This window comes from Brevibacillus sp. HB2.2, from assembly GCF_013284275.1.
In the GTDB taxonomy this organism is placed as follows: domain Bacteria; phylum Bacillota; class Bacilli; order Brevibacillales; family Brevibacillaceae; genus Brevibacillus; species Brevibacillus brevis_D.
This window is the reverse complement of record NZ_JABSUV010000001.1, coordinates 243,128-266,278: the sequence shown is the minus strand read 5'-3', so window position 1 is coordinate 266,278 and position 23,151 is coordinate 243,128. Positions and strand designations below refer to the sequence as shown.

Below are 23,151 nucleotides of genomic sequence, written 5' to 3'. Positions count from 1 at the left end.
GTAAGGAATGGTATTAAGAAAGACAGATCTGAATCCGGTTACGAAGAAATTTGTGGAGGAGTTTATCAGTGCAAGTGATCGAAACAAGCATTTGTACGATCAAATCGCTGATTACGTTGCAGGTGACACAGACGAATGCCCGGCAATCGCAGAGGACCCGCGGTTTTACAGCTATACGGTTCGATCCGAATTTGACAAGCTGAAAAAACGCGGCGAGGAGCTGGCCTTCTATCGAGCAGCTGTGCTAATCTACAAGGCTAGCAACCGTTTTTACGATAAGAAAAATGTGATGGATGAGTGCTTCCTGGATCAGATCGAGCTTCAGGGTATGAAGGACATCAGTGATGATGATATCCGAGCAAAAGATCAGAAAGCATTGGAGGCCATGAGAAAAACGGTCGAGCATTTCGGACATACGTTGTTTGCCGAATTTTTGTCAAAAGCCGCGGAGGATTATCGCGCAAGTATAAGCCGTGATTACTCCTCGACATTTGATCGGGCTGAATTTTTGCTATTTATTTCGTATGCGTACTCGATTTCTCCGAGCTTATTGGAAGAAGCAAAAGAAAAGCTGATGCCGATCTATTATCACCTGATTACAGGTGATACGCGCGAATATATAAAAGAGCTGCATACGATTGCCAAAGAAGTCTTGACCATGCAGTTTTCGAGCAACAATTTACTGACCAACGAGTCGTTGTACCCTTCATATGTCAAAGAGAAAAAAGCTGCATTGCGAGAAAAGTATTATCCAGAAGAGCAAGTCAAGGAAGGCTCCCTTTTGAATCAGAAGCATTTGAATCGGTATATGGAGCTGGTCATCAGCTTGCTGTATTACGGCATTCACGTGAAAGGCGGGATCAGTGCGTTCCTGAACAAGGAAGAGGAAATCGATCGGGAGCTGCACGATACTTTGCAAATCCTTTTCGGCGTGTGCCCGCTTGATGTCCTGTCCCAAGATAAGAGACTGGTTGACCTCGTACACATGGATGAGCCTTACGATCTACTGCTGGGCCTGCGCGAGCATTTGCTATCCCCTCCGACCAATTGGGAACAAGTGAAGCAACTGGTGTTGGAAGACGTAACGAGATCAAGACGAGCGCTTGAGCTTGCTTCGATCCCGATGGTCAAGGGATTCTTACACAAAACCCTGGCGGCAGAAGGCGTGGATCTTTCCGATTTCCAGCCATCCTTGGAAGGGATTATTCAGGACGCGCTGCGACGTGCGAAGGGCTCGACAAAGCTGGCAAGCTATTTGGATGAAAAAGCTGCCCTAGAGGATGTGCTCGAGCATGTGCATCTGGAGGACGTACAACTCGTCAGACAGCAGATGATCCTCCTGAGCTTCTTGCCTGTGGATCATCCGTTTATTGCACGTCTGATTCCGTTCATGTGCCAATACAAAGACAAGTCCAATCGCAGAGTAGGCCATATGTGCTTCACTCATGCGTTCCAGGATCGATTGACCGCCTTCATCGATCATTATCGGAAGGACGAAGCTGTAGATATCCAGACACTTTTCTATCAGATTTTGTCGATCAAGGAGTCGCACTATTATTACACAGACGTCAAAGAAGAGGTGTATCGTTCGTTAGTCGTAGCGAATCCGGAAATGACTCTGGCTCAATTTGACAAGCTGGAAACGGAGCTTCGCGTTTTTGTGACGCAAACTCTATTAGCCGCAAAGGAGACGCTATCAGAGGAATTGCGCAACCAAGCGATTCTGCTCGGGTTGGGTGACAGCTCGAAGAAAGTGAGCGGCCTCGCTGGTGCTGCGTTTCTTCAGGCCAAAGACAAGGAGCTTTATTTGCACGTCTATCAAACCGAGAAAAAAGCAAAGGTCAAGGAAATGGCGCTGGATGCGATTCGCTCCCTGGACAATAACAAGGAGATTTTCCAGGAGCTACTGACAAATGAAAAAAGTAGCAAATTTAAAACGCTGCTGCAAACATTTATTGACGCTGAGGAGCAGGGGCCAGATGCGAGCTTGACTCATTTGGGCAACCTGACCGACAAGCGAAAACTCACAAGGATCAAATGGATGCCACTGGAGCGCATGCCAGTCCTTCGTGACCAAGACGGCAACGAGCTGGGGCAAGAAGTAATGGAGTACATGCTAACCGCCTCAATCGATTTCCCGACTGCGCCAAACCAGCTGGTGCTTGACTTGAAACCGTCTCTGCAAGCGGCATCTGTTGCTGACTTTACCACAGAAGTTTTGCGCACTTGGCTCGATAACGGAGCAGTCGCCAAAGAAAAATGGGTCATGCCGCTCTGCGTTGCTTTTGGAGATCGACGTATTGTCGATACGATTGGTCAGTGGATCAAAGAGTGGACAGATCACTCCCGCGGGGCTTTGGCTGCAGATGGCGTGCGTGCCCTGTCGTTCTCGAATGATTTAACTGCTCTGCGTCTAATCGACCAGATTAAACGTACGATCAAAAACAGGCAAGTCAAATCGGCAGCAGAAGAGGCGCTGTCCATGGCGGCTGCAAATCAGAACATTTCCGCGATGGAACTGGAAGACCGACTGGTCACGACGCTTGGCTTCGATGCGTCCGGCAAGCAAGTGTTTGACTACGGCGACCGCACCTTCACGGTTAAAGTTAGCAACGAGCTGGAGCTGGAGGTCACGAACGACAGCACAGGAAAAGCGGTCAAAAATCTGCCTGCACCGTCCGCGAAAGACGATCAGGAGAAGGCAGAACAAGCGCGATTGACTTTTGCTCAGTTGAAAAAAGACCTGAAAAATATGGTGAAAGTACAATCTCTTCGTCTGGAGGAGTCCCTGTCCAAATCGCGTTATTGGTCAACGGCAGCATGGAAACGTCTCTTTGTGGAAAACGTGTTGATGCAAAAATTCGCAATCGGGCTCATCTGGGGTGTATACGAGGACGGAAAGCTCGTAGATACGTTCCGCTATATGGATGATGGGACATTTAACACCGTGGATGAGGATGAATATGAGTTGGCAGATGAGCAGCTCATTGGCTTGATTCACCCACTGGAGCTGGACGAAGAGATGTTAAACGGCTGGCGTACGCAGCTAGAAGATTACGAAATAACGCAACCGTTCGAGCAGTTAAGTCGTGAAGCGTTCCTGCCTACGGAAGAAGAAATAAAAGCAAATGAAATGCTCCGTCTGCCTGTTGAATCGTATTCACCAACCGCTTTTGCGAAAATGATGGAGAAATTCGGCTGGGTCAAAGGAACGCCGCTCGATGCCGGTTATTATTATGAGTTCTACAAGCTGTATGACGGTATGGTGGCTGAGTTGAAGATCAGCGGGGCAAGCATTTCGTATTGGGAAGGAATGGAGGATGTGAAGCTGGAGACGTTGGCTTTCTTCCCGAATAAAGATGCCGAGTACAAGCATTTTTACTTCAAACCAGTGGATCGGCTGAAGCTCACGGATATTCCAACACGCATTTTCAGCGAAACTGTCTATGATGTCATGCGTGCAGCAGGAAAATAACGATGGCAGATTTCACATCAGAATTTCATCGGTTTATCGCGCTGTGCAACGAAGAGTATCTAATCAAATACGCGAATAAAGGGATTTACAACCGTTCCATTAAGGAAATGGAAAAAGGGATGTCCGTTTCCTACGAGTTCGGGGACGATTACGTCGAGTGTGCGCTGTCAGATGACAGCGTATGCCGACTTCATGCAGATATTGAGCGTTTTTCCTGCTCATGTCCATCTGACAAGATATGCAAGCATGTCATCATCGCCATCGTCTACTATGCCCAAAACCATTTGCAAGTAGGAGCAGAGACCGAGGAAGAGCAGGAGACCTACAAGCCTGACTTTAGCTGGCTCTTGCAATTGCAGCCGTCTCACATTAGTAAGGCTTTTACCCCAGCGCAGCTGGAAGAAGTGCTGTTTCGTCTCGACTATTTCGAGGAGATGGAAGTCGTTGAAACATCGTTTTTAACGATGACATTGCACACACAAGATATTTCCGTATCTTTTGACAGTGAATCGGAGATCGGGAAGAGCATGTGCACCTGCAAGGCAAAAGGCAATTGCTTGCACAAGCTGGAGGTCATTTTGCGCTATCGGGCTATGCACCAGCTACAGGATCGTGAGCAGTTACAAGCATCTGTAACCGATGTCAGCTATGAAACGGATGTCGTAACGGAAGCAAAAGCCCTGATCGCAGAGATTCTTGGCATCGGCTTGGCAAAACTATCCCAGACGATTTGTACACGACTGGAGCTGCTTGCTATCGCTGCGCATAACGGCAATCTTCCACGTGTGGAAAAGGACATTCGCGGCATTCATGGGGAGTTGAACTTATTTTTTCAGCGCCATGTCAAGTTTTCAACGGAAGCGCTGCTCGACCGACTTTCCCGGGTGTATCTCAGTTTGCTCGCTCTAGAGAAGACCGATCACACCGAAGCGAAAAAGCAGCTACTCGGCAGCTTTAAAAGTAAGTACCATATGGTTCCGCAGTTAAGTCTATATGCATTGGGAGCAAATCCATGGGAGACGCGGTCAGGGTACAAGGGGATTACCTATTACTTTTACTCGCTTTCTGATCAACGCATCTACACGTATACAGAAGCGCGCCCCGTGTATTATGAAGGCATATCCTTTTCTTTTAAGGACAGCTATAAAGGCAAGGTACCCTGGGGCGGGTTGATCTCGATGGAGGAGCTCTCTCATTCACAGGTCATCCTGACGCAGGCGAAGACGAATCGGGAGCAGCGCTTGTCTTCCAGTGAAGAGACGCAGCTAACCATCGTTCCCAGAGACAATATCGAAGAGCTCGATCTCGGCAAGGTGCTCGTTCGCGACTGGTCAAGTGGTTGGAAGGACGCGGCAGGCGATATGTTTGAGACTGCGTTGGACTCGGTTTTTCTATTGAAAGCGAACAAGTTCAACCAGGTCGATTTCGATCAGAAGACGCAGCAGTTGATTCTGACGATCGAAGACGAGCAAAGTCATTCCCTCCAATTGAGCATCTCTTATCAGGGGGAATTCGCCCGCAATATACGTCATCTCGAACAAAACAAACGGCTACTAGAGTTGCGCGATGTGTATTTGCTTGTGCAAGAACTAGGAGATGGGCTTTATCCGATCAGCATCATGCAGGGCAAATCGCTGACGAGCTTTAAGTTAGACCTATAACGGTGAGGGAGTGGACGTAAAATCATGGAGGAGTTATATTCCTTTACCGAAAAGCTGACGGATTGGCAGGAACGCTTGTTGCTCAAAGGAATTCATAAACTTGACAGGCAAGATTTGCAAGAGCTGAAAAAACTGCAAGAGCTCGCGACCGAATACGATATGAGCTTTCTCGGCTCATTGATCGAAGACCTGCATGTAGAGGGCAATCGCTATTTGCAGGAAGTAAAAACGGATGCGGAGTTGCTAACGCAGCAGTATTTGTATGTGGTGCAGTACATCAATATGATGAAAAAGCCTTTGACGCGATCATTGTAATAGAGTCCAGTGAAGAAAGAGAGATTCTTGAGGAGTCTCTCTTTTTTTGTTTATTTATCAAGTTGTAAAGAAACTGAAAATAAAGGTAAACAAAGTGAAAAAGTAATGACTGAATATTGTCTAAAATAAAACATGTTTGAATGCTAAAACATTTGCAACAAGAATTGGGGGAACACAGATGAAAAAGAAGAGCTTTTATCACACGCTGATTGCCATGACAATCGCGGTATCTGCGGCTATGGCTGGGTGTTCGTCAGGGCAGGATACGGCGACTAGCGTCGGACAAGCAGGGGGTACTACGGAAGCTGGCAAAACAGGAGGAACCCTCGTCATCGCACGTCTGTCCGATGCGAACAACCTCGACCCGCATTTCCTGTCCCAAATCCCTTCAGCAGCAATCATTCATCACAAAGTATACGAAGGGCTTGTCCGCATGGATAAAGAAAGCAAATACGTACCATCCCTCGCTAGTGAGTGGAAGCAGCTCGATGACTTGACGTGGGAGTTCAAGCTACGTCAAGGCGTGACGTTCCATGATGGCGCACCTTTCAATGCGGAAGCGGTTAAAGCAACGATCGCTCGCGTTCAAGACCCTGCCGTTGGCTCCAGTCGGATTAACATGTTTGAAGCAATCAAAGAAGTGAAGGTAGTAGATGAGTACACGGTACAATTTATTTTGAATTACCCGTACGCACCGATCTTGTCTGTTTTGGCGAGTGCAGAGGGAAGCATTATCAGCCCGAAAGCCATTGAACAATATGGAAAAGAATTGAGCAAGCATCCAACCGGTACGGGCCCGTACAAATTTGAAAAATGGACGCCGGGTCAAGAAGTGGTTCTCGTGAGAAACGATAGCTACTATGGCGGTAAACCAAATTTGGATAAAGTCGTTTTCAAAACCGTACCAGAAGACACAACTCGCCTTGCCATGGTTGAGACAGGAGAAGTTCAAGTGGCAGAAAACCTGCCTGTGACGGACATCGATCGCGTACAAAATTCTCCATCGATGCAATTGGGGCGTTATCCTGGTTTCTCTGTCGATCACATCGGATTGAATACAAAGAAAAAGCCGTTTGATGATGTGCGTGTCCGCCAAGCCATTGCCCACGCAATCGACAAGAAAACCATTATTGAAGGTGTTTACAACAATGTGGGTACACCAGCTCACTCCTCGATTACACCAGCGATGGTTGGGTACAGCCCGAATGTAAAAGACATTCCGTATGACGTCGAGAAAGCGAAGCAATTGCTCGCAGAGGCTGGATATCCAAACGGCTTCAAAGCAAAAATCGCGTTGAATGATAACAAAGCACGGATTAGCGTCGCCGAGGTTTTGCAGCAACAGCTGAAGCCAATCGGGATTGACCTGCAACTGGATGTGATGGAATTCGGGGCTTATATCGATGCAGCTTCCAAAGGGGAGACTGACCTGTTCATGAGTGGATGGGGAAATGCTACGGGCGATGCCGATTACAACCAATCGAACCTATATCACTCGAAAGCACATGGCGCACCTGGTAACCATTCCTTCTACAACAATCCGGAAGTAGACAAGCTGATTGACGAAGGACGCCGAGAAACAGACGCAGAAAAACGGAAGCAACTCTATGAAAAAGCACAACAAATCGAAATGAACGAAGCACCGCTTATTCCGTTCCGATTCTCCGAGACCTTGGCGGCGATTCAAAAGAATGTACAAGGGGTATGGATTAGCCCGGCAGGTCATATCGAGATTGACGAAGTAACGATTCAATAAGACGAGGCGCCGCTGACATGCTTGTGTCAGTGGCGTTTTTTGGTTGAAAAGTAGAACGGCATCCCCTAAGATAGATTATATTTTGTTGACCAGCGTGTAGCGGAGGTGGAATGGCGTGAAGCAAGGAAAAACGAATGCAATGCGGATATTGGATAAAGAAAAAATCGCATACACCATGCTGACGTATGCAACAGATGATGGAAAAATAGACGGAATCGCTGTCGCTCAAAAGATCGGTCGCGAAGAGAACGTTGTCTATAAAACATTGATTTCGCAAGGGACGAGCAAATCGTATTATGTGTTTGTCATTCCCGTTGAAGCTGAGCTTGATCTTAAAAAAGCGGCGAAAGCAGTCGGCGAAAAGAAGATCGAGATGATTCCCGTAAAAGAAATCACCAAAGTATCTGGCTATATTCGTGGTGGATGTTCGCCAGTTGGGATGAAGAAATTGTTTCCGACGGTGATCGATCAACGAGCACAATCGTTAGAGACAATCATCGTCAGTGGTGGAAACATTGGCGTCCAGATCGAGATGGCAGTAGAGGGCTTATTACAAGCAACGAAAGGTTCCTTGGCAGATGTATCTGCAAACTAAAGCAAAAAGGCCACGGCATTAGCTGAGGCCTTTTTGCTGTTTATGAAAAAAGTCCCGTCCAAACGTGGATAGGGGTGTCACATGAGCAGCAATTCAATTCACCAGCAAGATAAGGAAGGTGGGCAAGCAGCGTTTTATCCTCAATCGCAAGCGCATTTTGATATAATCTCTGAAGTCCGCTGTCGTTTGTCGTGTCCGGTCTTTTTGTGATGATTGAAAATCGTTTCGCTTTCTCATGAAAAACGGGGTCTTCTTCGTAACCGTACAAGACATCCTCGTCCTCATCTGGCCATATATAGACTGACTGATCACACGTCGGACACACCGTTACATATTCGTCGCCCGCAGAAAAGGTGAGGAGCATGTTGGCAATGTCTTTGTCCCCACGAAACGCAGCGTCCGCAGCTAGTATGTAGCGCTTGTCTGCATCATGCTCTCCCGTCCGTGCTAGGTGAAGGATGGATTCTGTTTGCTCTGTCAGTGATAGAATGACATGGCGGTATTCACGATCGATTTCTCTGATGGTCTCTTGATCCAATAATGGTGGCTGATCTCGTAAAAACTCCGTTGGCACATCCCCATGAGGCGCATTTTCTCTACTGGCTTCGAAAATACCGCAGGTGATGAAGATATCCAACAAAATATCGGGGCTCTCTGTTTTTCGTGCGATCTCTACTAAATAGGGAACAGCAGCATATGTACATGGATAAATCGTATTTTGATGATACAGAAGCTCCCAATACAACTCTTCTTTTTCTTCGGAAAAATAGTCGTGCATAATATGCTGGATGAGCGCAGGGATGCGATCAGAAAAACCATAAGGGCCTTGTAACTTACCCCATACGGGACTTGCGAAATCTAGCATAAGAACATCACCTCTCTTGCTGAAATGTGACACTATTCCCATATCATAGTAAAACTTTCCGCATACCGCTATATTTGAATCGTAAAATGTGGAGGCGTCAAATAACGGGTACGATCACCTTCATGTATACTTAGGGATAAGCGGAACGAATCGGTAAGCAATTAAAGGAGATCCATACGTAATGAAATCAGACCGAATAAAATTTCCGGCGGGATTTTGGGCGGGATTACAACGACTAGGGATTGCCCCACATGACCTAGCTCGGAAAGCGTGCCTTCCGCTCACCATTCTTACAGAACCAGCCGTAGTCACCACTGCCCAATATTTCAGAATCTGGCAAGCGTATTCCGATCTCGTTGGTGATATTGCTACGGGAATCATCAAGCTTTCAACGAGCTTTGAAACGGCACTCTATCCACCGACTGTTTTAGCGACCTACCATGCTCGTGACTATCGCGACGCGCTTAATCGAATGGCCCGGTACAAACAACTGTGCCCTCCGGAAAGGTTGCGTATAACAGAGGAGGGAGAGCGCTGTACAATCGAATTGGAATGGATGCACAGTGAGCAGCCCGGACCACCAGTCCTGATTGGAACCACGCTCGCCTTTCTTCTAGAACTTGGACGACGGGGCACGGGCAAGCGTTTAACTGCTCAGTCCGTGGAATTTTCTCACGCGATGGGGGATGTAACTGCACTTGAGGCTTATTTCGGTTGCCCGATACGGATTGGTGCCACTAGTAACCGCTTAATCCTCCATCGACGTGATCTGGACCGACGCTTTCTCTCGTATAACAAAGAATTGTTGGAGATATTGACACCTGTATTGGACCGATCATTGGATGAACAGGGCAGTCATTCCATTGCTGAGAGGGTCAAATGGATTTTGAAGCGAAGCCTAACCGGAGGTCGCCTAGATATGCGAGCAGTTGCCAGCGAGCTGGGCATGAGCGATCGTACCTTGCAGCGTCGTCTTTCGGATGAATGCACAACGTTCAAGCAACTGTTGACACAGGCTCGGCATGAACAGGCACGAGAATACTTGGCCGACCCCAACCTCGATATAAAAGAAGTGGCTTTTTTACTTGGATATGAAGATCAGAACTCATTCTACCGGGCCTTTCGCCTTTGGGAAGGCGATACACCTACAAACTGGCGTTCCGAATACTTTCGGGCCAATCCACCCGTCATAGAATGCTTAACCTGACCCGTTCCAAGCAGGGCTCTCATTTTCCCGGTTTTCATATTTGGCGGGTTCAGCAAGAAGATTGGCGTAGTACGCTAGTTACCGAACGATCCAGACAAAGTAAGATAATCTCTATCCGGAGCACAAGGATGTTCCAAGATGAACTTCTAGTCAGCTTGCCGTGAATGACTACAAAGGAGACAAGTGTTATGGATATGGGATTACGGAACAAAACTGCTTTGGTAACAGGATCGACGAGAGGGATTGGGAAAGCAATTGCCATTGAGCTTGCCAGAGAAGGCGTCAATGTTCTTGTAAATGGACGGAATGATGAAGAGGTAGAACGAATCGTAAATGAATTAAAGGCGGAATTCCCGGCTACTTCACCTCAGAATGCTACAGCCGATATTGTGGATCGGCAGCAAAGAGAAGCTTTATTTGAGAAATATCCCAACGTTGATATTCTCGTTAACAATATGGGAATCTATGAAATCATGTCCTATGACGACATTGACGATGAGGTATGGGAAAAATATTTCCGAACCAATGTCCTAGCCGCGAATGGATTATCTAAATTTTACTTGCCTAACATGTTGAAGAACAATTTTGGACGAATCATCTTTATCGCAAGTGAAGAAGCGATTATGCCTTCAGGGCAAATGCCTCAGTATTGCATGACGAAATCGATGCTATTATCTCTGTCAAAAAGTCTATCGAAACAAACGAGAGGAACAGAAGTTACATCCAATACAATCATGCCAGGACCAACGCTTTCTGAAAATGTCTATCAAATCATTGATAGCCTGTTTCCTGATGAGCTGGCATTTTCGGAAAAAGAAAATCAATTTATGGCAGCAAACCTGCCGCAATCCGAATTACAGCGGTTTATTAAGCCTTTTGAAATTGGCAGGCTGGTAGCATTTGTATCCAGTCCTTATGCAACCGCATTTAAAGGCTCACCAATCCGTATGGACGGGGGCATGGTGCCAACTATTTTTTAAAATACCGAGATAGACGCGACCAGGAGCCAGAGGGCCAGCATATGGAAATTTCCTGTAACGGAATGAAGATACACAAAAGTCCTGATGCATCTGTTCATCAGGACTTTTTCCGTTAACTATACTTACTCAGCACATCAAAAAACTCTTTTAGAAAATGATAAAAAAGCTTTTCAGAAGGGGGAAGCTCACGGTTGTTCGGGATGATAATGCCCACTGTTCGCGTCACCAATGGCTCACTTATAGGGATTTTCACTGTCTCACGAGGAACGTTATCCGTTAACGTGAGCTCTGGCAACAAAGTGACGCCCAAGCCTGCCGCTACCAACCCTTTAATGGCATCGATATCTTCTCCTTCAAAAGCAACTTTAGGAGAAAAGCCCATTTGTGAGCAAGCATTGACTGCGATATTGCGCAGGATGAAACCGGGTGGAAACAACACAAAAGTATCTTCCTGCAACTGACTGAGACGCAAGCTTGATTGTTTGGACAGCGGGTGCTTCGCGGGCAGCAACGCGACAATATTTTCAGCGAAGAAGATGTAGCTGCGCACATTTTTCTCATGAGTGGGAACAGGCCCAAGAAAAGCCAAGTCGATTTCACCATGGATGACCGAGTCGATCAGCCCCTGATAAGAGCCTTGTTTCAATTGAAAGCCGATGTCCGGATATCGGGCTCGAAAACCGGAGATGACCGTCGGAAGGGGATTGGCGGCAAGGCTACTCGTAAAACCAACACGAATCGTACCTCGAGACGGGTCAAGGAACTCCTCGATCTTTTCTTTCGCTTTCTCGATTTCGTTCATCGCCATTTCAACGTGCTGCAAAAAGATTTTCCCGACTGCCGTCAGCTTGATATTGCGACCTTCACGGAGGAACAGTGACACACCGAGCTCCTCCTCCAGATTGGCGATTTGCCGACTGAGGGCAGACTGAGCGACGTGCAAATGATGGGAGGCTTCGGTGAAGTGCTCCCGTTTGGCAACCTCGATAAAGTATTGAATCTGTCGTAGCTCCATGAATACCCCACCTTACCCATTTATCTCGATTTGAGATAGATTTTGCATAAATTATATATTGTTTGTATCGTTTCACTCAATCTAAAATGTACATACCAGAGAGAGCAAGGAGAGTGGAGATACATGACGACACAAGGAATGCCTGCTAAGCAAGGACTGTACGATCCGATTTTCGAACATGACGCTTGCGGAATTGGTTTTATTGCCAATTTGAAATCCAAATCGACGCATGATATGGTCCGAAAGGGTCTGAAAATTCTGTGCCAACTGGAACACCGCGGCGGTCAAGGCAGTGATCCGGAAACGGGAGACGGTGCAGGAATCTTAACGCAAATTCCACACGGCTTTTTCAAAAAGACCTGTAAAGAGCTGAATATCACGCTGCCGGCGCCAGGCAAATACGGTGTAGGTATGCTGTTTCTTCCGATGGATGAACCGAAACGGCAAAAGTATGAAGAGCAGCTGGAGGAGATTGTCACAGCAGAGGGACAAAAGCTGCTCGGCTGGAGAACCGTTCCTGTCGATGCGACGAAAATTGGCAAGACGGCTGTAGCGAGTCAGCCTTATGTCCGCCAAGTATTCATCGGAGCCAGCTCGAATATACAGGACCAAATGGCATTTGAACGGAAGCTGTACGTCATTCGCAAGCAGGTGGAACGGACAACAGGTGCTGATTTTTACGCCGCTTCCATGTCTTCGCGTACGATTGTTTATAAAGGATTGCTCACACCAGGACAACTGGATGCTTTTTACCTTGATTTGCAAGATAATTCTTACACTTCCACCTTCTCAGTCGTTCACTCCCGTTTCAGTACGAACACATTCCCTACCTGGGAGAGGGCGCACCCGAATCGTTATTTGATTCACAACGGGGAAATCAACACCTTGCAAGGAAACATGAACTGGATGATGGCTCGTGAGAAAATGTTCCAGTCCGATGTGTTTGGTGCTGATTTGGCAAAAGTGGTGCCAGTCATTGATATGGCGGGTAGTGATTCGGCGATTTTGGATAACTGCGTGGAGTTTTTCTCGCTGGCAGGTCGCTCCTTGCCGCATGTCGCAATGATGATGATTCCTGAACCGTGGGATCAGGATGAGCAAATCGACGAAAATAAGAAAGCTTTTTACGAGTATCACAGCTGCCTCATGGAGCCGTGGGATGGTCCAACAGCTATTTCTTTTACGGATGGCAGAATCATAGGCGCGATTCTCGACCGAAATGGCTTGCGACCGGCGAGATACTATGTAACGTCCGATGATACCATCATTTTCTCCTCGGAGGTTGGCGTTCTCGAAGTACCAGATGAAACGATTGTTCAGAAAGGCCGGCTGAGTCCGGGACGGATGTTGCTGGTCGATCTCGAGGAAGGCAGAATCGTTTCTGACCAGGAAATCAAGCAAAAAATCGCAAGCGAACAGCCATACCAGGAGTGGGTGAAAAACAACCTACATGCTATCGAGAATTTGCCGGCAGGTGGTCGCATGGAGGAGCTGCAAGGAGACAGCTTGCTTGCGCATCAAAAAGCATTTGGCTATACACAGGAGGAAGTCGATAAGGTACTTGCCCCGATGGTGGCTGAGCAGAAAGACCCCATTGGTTCGATGGGCGTAGACACACCACTCGCGGTACTCTCTGATCGCGCACAGCTCTTGTACCACTATTTTAAACAGTCTTTCGCCCAAGTCACGAATCCGCCGATCGATGCGCTGCGGGAGGCTTGCGTAACATCGACCCACACTGTGCTTGGCGCGGAAGGAAACCTGCTTGCACCGGATGCGAGCAATTGCCGCAGAATTCGTTTGTCCAATCCGTTGCTCTCCAATCAAGAGCTGGCGAAGCTTCGCGCGAACCCATACCAAGAGTTCAAGGCAAAAACATTGTCAATACTCTTCCCGGCCCAAGGGGGCGAACACGGGCTAGAGCTGGCACTTGATCAAATGTTCGCTGCGGCGGATGAAGCGATTGCTGCCGGCTACACCTTGCTGATTTTATCAGATCGCGGAATGAATCAAGAGTTGGCCGCCATTCCTGCCTTGCTGGCTGGAAGTGGACTTCACCATCATCTCGTCCGCGCAGGGACACGTACCAAAGCGAGCATCATCATAGAATCCGGTGAACCGCGTGATGTACACCAGTTTGCCATGCTGATTGGGTACGGTGCCGATGCGATCAACCCATACGTCGCCATCTCAACGGTAAGCAATCTGGCTGTATCGGCAAAGCTGAAGGAGATTACGAGCGACGAAGCAGTCGAGGTTTACCTGCAAACAGCCGTAGAAGGTGTTGTAAAAGTCATGTCCAAGATGGGCATTTCGACCATTCAGAGCTACCGTGGCGCACAAATTTTTGAAGCGGTGGGCATTCATTCTGCCGTCATCGATCGCTATTTTAGCCGTACCCCTTCACAGATTTCGGGGATTGGACTGGATGTAATTGCGCAAGAGACTTTGATTCGCCATGCAAAAGCATTTTTGCCGGAGCATTCCGAGGAAGTATTGGAGGCAGGCAGTGATTTTCAGTTCCGCCGTGACGGTGAGTTTCACTTGTTCAACCCAAAGACGGTTCATGCCCTGCAAAAAGCTTGTCGGGAAGGTAGCTATGAGCAGTACAAAATCTATGCAGAGCAAGCGACAGCCCAGCAATTCGTAGCCCTGCGGCATTTGCTCGATTTCAAGTCCAATCGGCAGCCGATTCCGCTGAGTGAGGTAGAATCTGTTGATTCCATTGTTCATCGTTTTAAAACGGGGGCGATGTCATACGGCTCTCTCAGCAAGGAAGCACATGAGACCTTAGCAATCGCTATGAACCGTTTGGGTGCGAAAAGCAACAGCGGGGAAGGCGGCGAAGATTCGGCGCGTTACATTATGGATGAAAACGGAGATTTGCGACGCAGTGCCATCAAGCAGGTCGCATCCGGACGCTTTGGCGTATCCAGTCATTACTTGGTCAATGCCTCTGAGATCCAGATCAAGATGGCACAGGGGGCAAAGCCGGGCGAAGGCGGTCAATTGCCAGGAAGCAAGGTCTACCCATGGATTGCTGAAGTACGCGGATCGACACCAGGAGTTGGACTCATTTCGCCGCCTCCTCATCACGATATTTACTCGATTGAGGATTTGGCACAGCTGATTTTTGACTTGAAAAATGCAAATCCACGAGCACGAATCAGCGTGAAGCTCGTTTCCAAGGCGGGAGTCGGAACGATTGCGGCTGGTGTGGCGAAAGGTCTTGCAGATGTCATTGTGGTCAGTGGACACGATGGCGGCACAGGCGCTTCCCCAAAATCAAGCATCAAACACGCAGGATTGCCATGGGAACTCGGTCTTGCTGAGACACATCAGACGCTCTTGCTCAACCGGTTGCGCGACCGTGTGGTTCTGGAAACAGATGGCAAACTAATGACGGGACGCGATGTCGTCATTGCAGCTTTACTCGGAGCGGAAGAATTCGGCTTCGCTACAGCTCCACTTGTTTCCATTGGTTGTGTCATGGCTCGTGTATGCCACCTCGATACATGCCCAGTGGGTGTGGCGACACAAAATCCCGAGCTTCGCAAACGGTTTAAAGGCGATCCGCAGCACGCAGTGAATTTCATGCGTCTCGTTGCCCGTGAAGTTCGTGAGATCATGGCAGAGCTGGGCTATCACTCCATCGAGTCGATGGTCGGTCAGAGCCATGTCCTGAAGATGGGCGACAAGGCAAAAGAACATTGGAAAGCCAAGCACATTGATTTGTCTGCGCTCTTGTTCCAACCGGATGTCTCCGAGGATGTGGGCCGCTATCATCAGCGCAACCAAGATCACAAGCTGGAAGAAACGCTGGATCGTCAAAAGCTGCTCAAGCTGTGCAAGCCAGCATTGAATAAACAGCAGCAGGTAGAGGCAAAGCTCGCCATCACCAATACGAATCGCGTGGTCGGTACGATCTTGGGCAGCGAGGTAACCAAACGCTTTGGCGAGCACGGTCTGCCGGAGGATAGCATCCGCCTGCATTTTACTGGTTCGGCAGGTCAAAGCTTCGGGGCATTTGTTCCACGAGGGATCACGCTTCATCTCGAAGGAGATGCAAATGACTACGTAGGAAAAGGGTTATCGGGCGGCAAAATAACGGTCGCACCATCGAAAAACAGCAAATTCGCTCCCGAGCACAACATGATTATTGGCAATGTTGCGTTCTACGGAGCTACCTCTGGGGAGGCCTATATCAACGGGATGGCTGGTGAGCGATTCTGCGTGCGCAACAGCGGAGTGACGGCAGTCGTTGAGGGAGTAGGCGACCATGGCTGCGAGTACATGACTGGAGGACGCGTTGTCGTTCTCGGCCCCGTCGGCAAAAACTTTGCAGCAGGCATGTCAGGTGGTACTGCTTACGTGCTGGCTGAGGATAAAGAGAAGTTTGCTGCGATGTGCAATCAGGAAATGGTACTCCTGGAGACACTGGAAGATCAACGGGAAATCGCACGAGTCAAACGCTTGCTGGAAAACCACGTCAACCACACAGGCAGCCGTCATGCACAAGCTTTGCTCGATGAGTGGGAACGAACCGTCCAACAGTTTGTCAAAGTCATTCCAAAAGATTACAAGCAAATCGTCGCCACGATGGAGGAGTTGGAGAAATCCGGCATGAAGCGCCAAGAGGCGATATTGGCAGCTTTTGAAATGAGCCAGAAGAAAGGCGATGCCAAAGCCCCGAAAAAGAAATTGCCCGAGCAATCCTATGTTTCAGTGGGGAAATGAGGAGTTGGCCGATGACTTATTTTGTGAGTCATCGGCCTTTCTTCGTTTTTATTCAAACAGATTGGGAAAAAAGACAGAATTTGATATGATAAGAAAAGATTAGATTCTATAAATGATTGTATGGCAGGTGATGGGATGTTTTTCCAAAATCACGAATCGCAATCAAGTTATCGGCAAACCCCTGAAAATTCTTCGCTATCGCCAACCCCAAAAAGCTCTGCACCCCATTTCTTACAGCTCGCCAAAAAAATCGGAAACAAAGCCATGATCCAATTACATCAAAAGCAAAGAAATAAGCAACCGGTCATACAAGGCAAATTTAAGGATATTGAACCAACCGATTACACAAAAGATGAGTATGCTAACAATCCAAAAAACGAAGGTAAATTTACTGCTGTTCGAGCAGATAAAGACCTCCCTACCTTTTTGGGCGTATTGAAAGATACATATGGGGAGGACAACGTAAACAAAAACTTCTTTTCCAAGACAGAAGTATTAGGAGATACATGTGATCGTCCTCATTCCGTTACTGCTATCGTAAAAAAAGGCACATCGAGAAAGGATCGCAAAAGCGATTCGGTTGTAAGTGCGATTGGCAATCTGGGTACAGAAGAGCGATTGATACGAGATGGAAAAAATGCTGCAGCCAAAACCGCATACGATGGGGGGCACTTGGTCGGTTATCAGATTGTACGAGGAATCGAAGCGAACCAAGCTTGGAATATAGCCCCGCAGGATGTGAAAAACAACGAGCATTCCTATAACAATACGATTGAAAAAATGCTTCGTGGAGCGGCAAAAAATACGGAGTATACATACTCTGTTGAGGTGAAATACGATCAATGGAACTTTCGTGTGGATCAAGAACAATTGGTTAAGCTAGGTGCTTTGAAGCAAGTCGATTCAACGAAGCCATGGGAAATTCAGCTACCAGTCAGGATTCCGTTTAAATGGGATGCAACGGCGGAAATGAGCAAGAAAGATGAAGAAAATTGGAAATTTGCCAGTCCAACAGAGGGAGAGTCTTCTTTCGAACAGTTTTCTCAAACAATGGATGAAGGGAATTTGGATTTTACGAGAAAAAGCCACACAGCAAGATTTAATCTCGCATTTTCCGATAAGGACGGAAATGAGGAGCTTTATGACATTGATTCCAACAACTTCGAGGCGACGAAAGTGAAAGGGATTCGCTATTCTATGCATCAATCATTACCTACAGACTTTTTGAAAAATCAAAAACCGGTAGAATGGAAGGGAGACGAAGCGAATGCAGTAGCTCATTTTGGTGAGGTGAAAAAGGGGCAAGCTTCGTCCACCAATGTTTTGGAAATCATACCAGCCAAACTGAAACGAAACAAAATTCTTATCGATGAGATTGAAGAAATTGGTGATGTAGAAAAGCCAGAAAAAATGAGATTAATTCCAGAAGGCATTTCCCTGTTAGACGAACGAGACGAGAAAAAATGTCTATTTATTTATCAATTAAATAAAAACAAAATTCGAAATGAATACGAGATACTTAAGGAAATAGAGGCGGATTATTACCCATATTTTGATGTACAACAAGAAGAAGAGGAAAGCTTTGAGAAAGAAAAAGAGAACTTCGATACCATAGCAAGTGAGTTCGCCATGTTGGTGGAACAATTAGACAATAAGAAAGAGGATGAGATAGAGAGTGCTCAACAAAACATGGCCCAGTATAACAAAATACTAGAGGCACAGACCCTAACCCTAACATGGATAAAAAACCACCGAATCGGAAGGAATTTATACAAGGACACAGTAAATGAGTTCTATCCTTTATATAAAGAGAAAATATTTCGTAGCTTACAAGTAGTGTATTCGATAACTGGGTATGATTTTGGCATCGAATATTATCATAATGACAAAAAAACAGACAGTAAAATCAAAACGAACAGAAATGGGAAAAGAACATTGGAGGCAAGGGAAGATAAGCGCAAAAAAAGAAAAGCTGATAAGGAACAACAAGAAGAAATGAAAAAGATGACCGAAGAAGCGAGAGGCAAGTATTTGCGAAAATCAGTAGAAGATTATTTAAATAAGAAGTAAGGGGGAGAAAAAGAATGGGTATGTGTGGAAATTACATGATAGCAAATGACGAGATGATCGATTCATGGATTGCAGGGACGATCGATTTATATGAGGTAGAGCTGAAAGAAGAGGATATGCTGGATATAGATAAAACGTGGCAAGCCATTCCCTATACGTTGTGCGGAGAATTAATGGATGGAGAGCCTCCATTTTGTTATGTGGTACCTTTATTAACGGACCAAGCAGTTGAATTCGGGGAGTTTGGCGCATTCTATTTACATAGTGAACAGGTAAAAGCAGCGTATGAGGCCATTGCCAATATGTCCGAGTCAGCTCTAAAAGAGAAGTACCATTTTCCTACCTTGGTGGAAAATGATGTGTACCCACTTCATGAGGGAGATGAAGCGGAAGGATTTTTCGCGTACATGTTTCATCATTTTCAATCTATTCAAGCATTTTTTAAGCGAGCAGCTGAGCAAGAAAAAGGCCTTATTTTCTACATCAGCTAATGGAACGAGGTGCAGGTTTGTCCCTGCACCTCGTCTTGAGAAACATAGAAGAAGCTTGCTTTATTCTGTTCGGTCTCTATTGGCATCATTATTCGTAGCACCAAACGTGTCATTGGCGTCAGCCGACACATTTTCCCCCATTTTGTTGCCAACTGCACCCCCGGCAACGGCACCTGCAATGGTACCAAGCGGACCTAAAATAGAACCTACAGCAGCACCTACTGCCGCACCGCCAACTGTTCCTACAGCTTCACCAGCTCCACTGCCTGCCATGTTCGCTTCGTCGTTGCCAACAGCATCGTTGTGATTGCGTTCGTTGTTCGTAGCCAAGATTGTCACTCCCTCGATTAGTGTTGGGAAGCTCTGCTATATCAAACGTGCAGCCCCAAGGCATAGTGTGTCCCCAACCTATCTTTTCATTCCAAAAAAAACCTTTAAGCAGGAGGAACGCAAGATCATGATTCAATCCATCGTCCATATCGCGCTCGTGGTCAAAGATTATGATGAAGCCATTGAGTTTTATACCAAGAAGCTCCATTTTACGTTAGTGGAAGATACGTATCAGCCAGAACAGGATAAGCGGTGGGTTGTCGTATCTCCGCCTGGTTCTGTTGGCACTACGATCTTGCTTGCAAAAGCATCCAAACCTGAGCAAGAGCCATTTATCGGGAATCAGGCTGGCGGGAGAGTTTTTCTCTTTTTAAACACAGACGATTTTTGGAGAGATTATCATGAGATGCTTACAAGAGGAATCCAATTTGTGAGAGAGCCAAAAGAGCAGCCGTATGGAATGGTCGCTGTCTTTCAGGATTTATATGGCAACCTGTGGGATTTGCTTCAGCTGAATGAAGACCATCCGATTGCCAAACGAATGAAGTAGCAGGTTACCCAGCCAGAGAAAAAACAGGTCTTACCTCCAGTGATATGGATGGAAAGACCTGTTTTTCATTTTGTGTTACACGATATAGGACAATCCCATGATCAAAATAATTGCCACAACAGAAAGAATAGTCTCCATCACTGTCCACGTTTTCAGTGTATCTTGCACAGACAGATTGAAGTATTCCTTGATCAGCCAGAAGCCGGAATCATTTACGTGAGACAGGATCAGGGAGCCAGAACCTGTTGCCAGTACCAAAAGCTCTGGGCTTGTTCCAGGGATTTGCAGCGCGATAGGACCTACGATACCGGCTGCCGTCATCATGGAGACGGTCGCAGAGCCAGTTGCCACACGGATCAGGGCCGCGATCAGCCAGCCCAGGAAAATAGGGGAGATCGCAGATGCCGTAGCAAGCTCGGCAATATAGTCACCCACACCGCTGTTCAGTAGAACTTTGTTAAATGCGCCACCTGCGCCGATGACGAGCAAGATTGTCGCGGTTGGAGCCAAGCAATCATTTGTGAATTTGAGAATATCGTCTTTGGTAAAACCACGGTTGAACCCGAGTGTCCAGAAGGAAACAATCACGGCAATCAACAGAGACGTAATCGGACTTCCGATAAAATCTGCCCATTGGCGAATCGTATGTTCTTTTGGCAGAGTCACATCCGCAACCGTTGCAGACAACATCAACAGCACAGGGAGCAAGACGGTGAAGACGGTGATCCCAAAGCTAGGCAAATCACGCTCGGATTTTGGCTCCGCCAACTGGGAAGCGAGCTCTGGAGAGATGCTGGCCTTGACTCTTTTGCTAATCCAGCTACCGTAGATCGGTCCTGCAATGATCGCGGAAGGCAGTGCGACAATGAGGGAGAGCAGAATCGTTTTACCGACATCTGCTTGGAACAGATCGACAGCGGCCATAGCAGCAGGGTGAGGCGGCACAATCCCGTGAACGATGGAAAGGCCGGCTACGAGCGGAATTCCGATTTTGACAAGGGAGACCCCTGTTTGTCTGGCAATCGTAAACACGAGCGGAATCAAGAGTACAAAACCAACCTGAAAAAATACCGGAACCCCTACGATAAACGCCACGAACATCATGGCCCAGTGTACGTTTTTCTCACCGAAGCGGTTGATGAGCGTACGGGCAATGCGCTCGGCACCGCCAGATTCGGCCATCATTTTGCCAAGCATAGTTCCCAAGGCTAGCACGATCGCGATAAAACCGAGAGTGCCACCCATCCCATCCTTGATGGAGTCCACAACCTTTACAAGCGGCATGCCGGATGCGATTCCCACAAAACCTGCGGCCAATAACAGTGCGATAAACGGGTTCAGTTTAAAGCGGGTAATGAGAACGAGCAGGAAGACGATGGACAGCAGTGTAATGACGAGTGGCATGATGAAACCTCCCTAGTTGTTGTCTCTAGTTGTTCAACCGCTTTTGGAATTCGGCTATTAGCTTGTATTCTTCTAGCAGGTTGTAATAAACACGCTCGTATATATAGAAAAGCTCCAAATAGACACTAGATCGTTCCAAATCAGGATCATGGCGATGCGAAATGTGAATCATTTTTTTCACATCTTGCAAATGATCCATCGCACCCAATGCATGCATCGCCAGAAGAGCGGCACCAAAGCTCGAGCTTTCATGACTCTCCGGAATCAGCACTTCATACCCGAACATATCGGACATTATCTGCCGCCATTCCCGTGAGCGGGCGAATCCACCCGATGCTCGGATTTCCTTGGCTCCACCTGCCAGATCGCGCAGGGCGATACCAATGCTGTAGACGCTAAACAAGATTCCTTCGAGAACAGCTCGGATAAAATGCTCGCGCTTATGATGCAGGCCGATACCGAAGAAGGAGCCTCTTGCTTGTGCGTTCCAGTACGGAGCTCGTTCGCCCGACAAAAAGGGGAGAAAGAGCAACCCGTCTGCACCAGCTCGAACATGCTCAGCAGCTTGGATCATGACATCGTAGGGATCAACGCAGAGCTGTTTGGCTTTTTCCACTTCAGGCCAACTGAATTCGTCACGGAACCAGCGAAGCATGATCCCACCGTTGTTCGAGGGTCCACCTATCACCCAATGGTTTTCCGTCAGCACGTAGCAGAACGTCCGTCCTTTTGGATCCGTGATCGGCTCTGGAACAACCGTTCTTACTGCGCCACTCGTGCCAATCGTGATGGCTACTTGTCCGGGGTCAATGGCCCCGATGCCAAGGTTTGCCAAAACCCCATCGCTGGCACCGACGACAAAGGGGGTATCTGGATCGATCCCAATCTCTTCCGCATAACGAATCTTCATTCCTCGCAGGATATGAGTAGTCGGCACAGGCTCACTGAGATGTTGCTTGGAAATGCCTGCGACTCGCAGCGCCTCCTCATCCCAGTCGAGCTTTCTCAGATTAAACAGCCCCGTAGCAGAAGCAATGGAGTAATCGACGATGTACTCACCAAACAGCCGATAAATGACATACTCCTTGATCGAAATAAACTTGGCTGCCCGCCGAAACATATCTGGCAAGTTCTCTCGTAGCCACATGATTTTGGGCAGTGGAGACATGGGATGGATGGGCGTGCCCGTCGCTAAGTAAATCTGATGACCGACACCGTCGGCTTTTAGTCGATCTGCCTGTGCCACGCTTCGATTATCAGCCCAGATAATGCTGTTCGTCAGGGGATTGCCACTCGGGTCAACAGCGATCAGACTGTGCATGGCAGTAGAGAACCCAATACCACCGATCTCGCTTTTAGCAATGCCTGCAAGCTCCAGTGCTTGCTTTAATGCCTGAATAACAGCAGCAAAAATCGTCTCTGGCTCTTGCTCAGCCCAAGACGGCTGGGGAACGAGTAGCTGATAATCGATATTACCCGTACCGCGGATGGCACCGGAAGGAGTGAAAACAATTGCTTTGGTACTGGTCGTACCGATATCAAGCCCGATAAAGTAGGTTTGCGTCATAGAAGTCACCCCTAATTGAATGCGCTTTCAACGTGTTGTCATGGAGATAACGCGATTATATCGAAATTTTTTTCATTTGTTAAGAATAAAGAAAAAAATTATTTCATAATTGAACACTTCACATGATGCTTGT

16 protein-coding genes are annotated in these 23,151 nt (G+C 47.4%); 11 read left to right on the top strand and 5 right to left on the bottom strand.

Annotated elements, in window-relative coordinates:
- Nucleotides 1-7 precede the first annotated feature (7 nt).
- The 5 genes from HP401_RS00960 to ybaK all read left to right on the top strand — a co-directional run bounded on the left by HP401_RS00960 (nt 8) and on the right by ybaK (nt 7,802).
- A complete protein-coding gene (locus HP401_RS00960) occupies nt 8-3,475 on the top strand; it encodes a DUF4132 domain-containing protein (RefSeq protein ID WP_173603755.1) in 3,468 nt (1,155 codons plus the stop codon).
- 2 nt (nt 3,476-3,477) lie between these two features.
- The gene (locus HP401_RS00955) at nt 3,478-5,136 is read left to right on the top strand and encodes a hypothetical protein (protein ID WP_173603754.1); all 1,659 of its coding nucleotides are present in this window, start codon (nt 3,478-3,480) and stop codon (nt 5,134-5,136) included.
- A gap of 24 nt (nt 5,137-5,160) precedes the next feature.
- Nucleotides 5,161-5,451 carry a hypothetical protein gene (locus tag HP401_RS00950; protein ID WP_015891016.1) on the top strand — a complete coding sequence of 97 codons (291 nt, stop codon included), beginning with the start codon at nt 5,161-5,163 and terminating at the stop codon, nt 5,449-5,451.
- 178 nt (nt 5,452-5,629) lie between these two features.
- A complete protein-coding gene (locus HP401_RS00945; protein ID WP_173603753.1) occupies nt 5,630-7,207 on the top strand; it encodes a glutathione ABC transporter substrate-binding protein in 1,578 nt (525 codons plus the stop codon).
- Between the two features lie 115 nt (nt 7,208-7,322).
- Nucleotides 7,323-7,802 (top strand): Cys-tRNA(Pro) deacylase, encoded by a 480-nt coding sequence (ybaK, locus tag HP401_RS00940; protein ID WP_173603752.1) that lies wholly within the window; start codon nt 7,323-7,325, stop codon nt 7,800-7,802.
- Nucleotides 7,803-7,842: 40 nt separating this feature from the next.
- Here the strand turns inward: ybaK and HP401_RS00935 are convergent, their stop codons facing one another.
- On the bottom strand, nt 7,843-8,667 hold the full coding sequence (locus HP401_RS00935) for a hypothetical protein (protein ID WP_173603751.1): 825 nt from the start codon (nt 8,665-8,667) through the stop codon (nt 7,843-7,845).
- Between the two features lie 181 nt (nt 8,668-8,848).
- Here HP401_RS00935 and HP401_RS00930 point away from each other — a divergent pair, with 181 nt between their 5' ends.
- Together HP401_RS00930 and HP401_RS00925 are read left to right on the top strand one after the other, a co-directional pair.
- The gene (locus HP401_RS00930) at nt 8,849-9,874 is read left to right on the top strand and encodes a helix-turn-helix transcriptional regulator (RefSeq protein ID WP_173603750.1); all 1,026 of its coding nucleotides are present in this window, start codon (nt 8,849-8,851) and stop codon (nt 9,872-9,874) included.
- Between the two features lie 188 nt (nt 9,875-10,062).
- Nucleotides 10,063-10,854, top strand: coding sequence for an SDR family NAD(P)-dependent oxidoreductase (locus HP401_RS00925; protein WP_173603749.1), 792 nt, complete (start codon nt 10,063-10,065; stop codon nt 10,852-10,854).
- Nucleotides 10,855-10,966: 112 nt separating this feature from the next.
- Here the strand turns inward: HP401_RS00925 and gltC are convergent, their stop codons facing one another.
- Nucleotides 10,967-11,869 (bottom strand): glutamate biosynthesis transcriptional regulator GltC, encoded by a 903-nt coding sequence (gltC, locus tag HP401_RS00920; protein ID WP_015891022.1) that lies wholly within the window; start codon nt 11,867-11,869, stop codon nt 10,967-10,969.
- Between the two features lie 123 nt (nt 11,870-11,992).
- Here gltC and gltB point away from each other — a divergent pair, with 123 nt between their 5' ends.
- From gltB to HP401_RS00905, 3 genes are all read left to right on the top strand, one after another.
- A complete protein-coding gene (gltB, locus tag HP401_RS00915) occupies nt 11,993-16,606 on the top strand; it encodes a glutamate synthase large subunit (protein WP_173603748.1) in 4,614 nt (1,537 codons plus the stop codon).
- Nucleotides 16,607-16,741: 135 nt separating this feature from the next.
- Complete coding sequence (locus HP401_RS00910) at nt 16,742-18,676, top strand: hypothetical protein (protein ID WP_173603747.1); 1,935 nt, start codon at nt 16,742-16,744, stop codon at nt 18,674-18,676.
- Nucleotides 18,677-18,690: 14 nt separating this feature from the next.
- Complete coding sequence (locus tag HP401_RS00905) at nt 18,691-19,167, top strand: YfbM family protein (protein ID WP_173603746.1); 477 nt, start codon at nt 18,691-18,693, stop codon at nt 19,165-19,167.
- Nucleotides 19,168-19,227: 60 nt separating this feature from the next.
- Here HP401_RS00905 and HP401_RS00900 read toward each other — a convergent pair whose 3' ends face one another.
- The gene (locus tag HP401_RS00900; protein ID WP_142496388.1) at nt 19,228-19,440 is read right to left on the bottom strand and encodes a glycine zipper domain-containing protein; all 213 of its coding nucleotides are present in this window, start codon (nt 19,438-19,440) and stop codon (nt 19,228-19,230) included.
- 184 nt (nt 19,441-19,624) lie between these two features.
- Here HP401_RS00900 and HP401_RS00895 point away from each other — a divergent pair, with 184 nt between their 5' ends.
- Nucleotides 19,625-20,047: a VOC family protein gene (locus tag HP401_RS00895; protein WP_173603745.1), complete on the top strand. Its 423-nt coding sequence runs from the start codon at nt 19,625-19,627 to the stop codon at nt 20,045-20,047.
- Nucleotides 20,048-20,122: 75 nt separating this feature from the next.
- On the opposite strand, the gene HP401_RS00890 is transcribed toward HP401_RS00895, so the two are convergent.
- Entirely contained in the window at nt 20,123-21,451 is a 1,329-nt protein-coding gene (locus HP401_RS00890; protein WP_173603744.1) for a GntP family permease, read from the bottom strand.
- A gap of 25 nt (nt 21,452-21,476) precedes the next feature.
- A complete protein-coding gene (gntK, locus tag HP401_RS00885; RefSeq protein WP_173603743.1) occupies nt 21,477-23,018 on the bottom strand; it encodes a gluconokinase in 1,542 nt (513 codons plus the stop codon).
- Nucleotides 23,019-23,151: the final 133 nt, after the last annotated feature.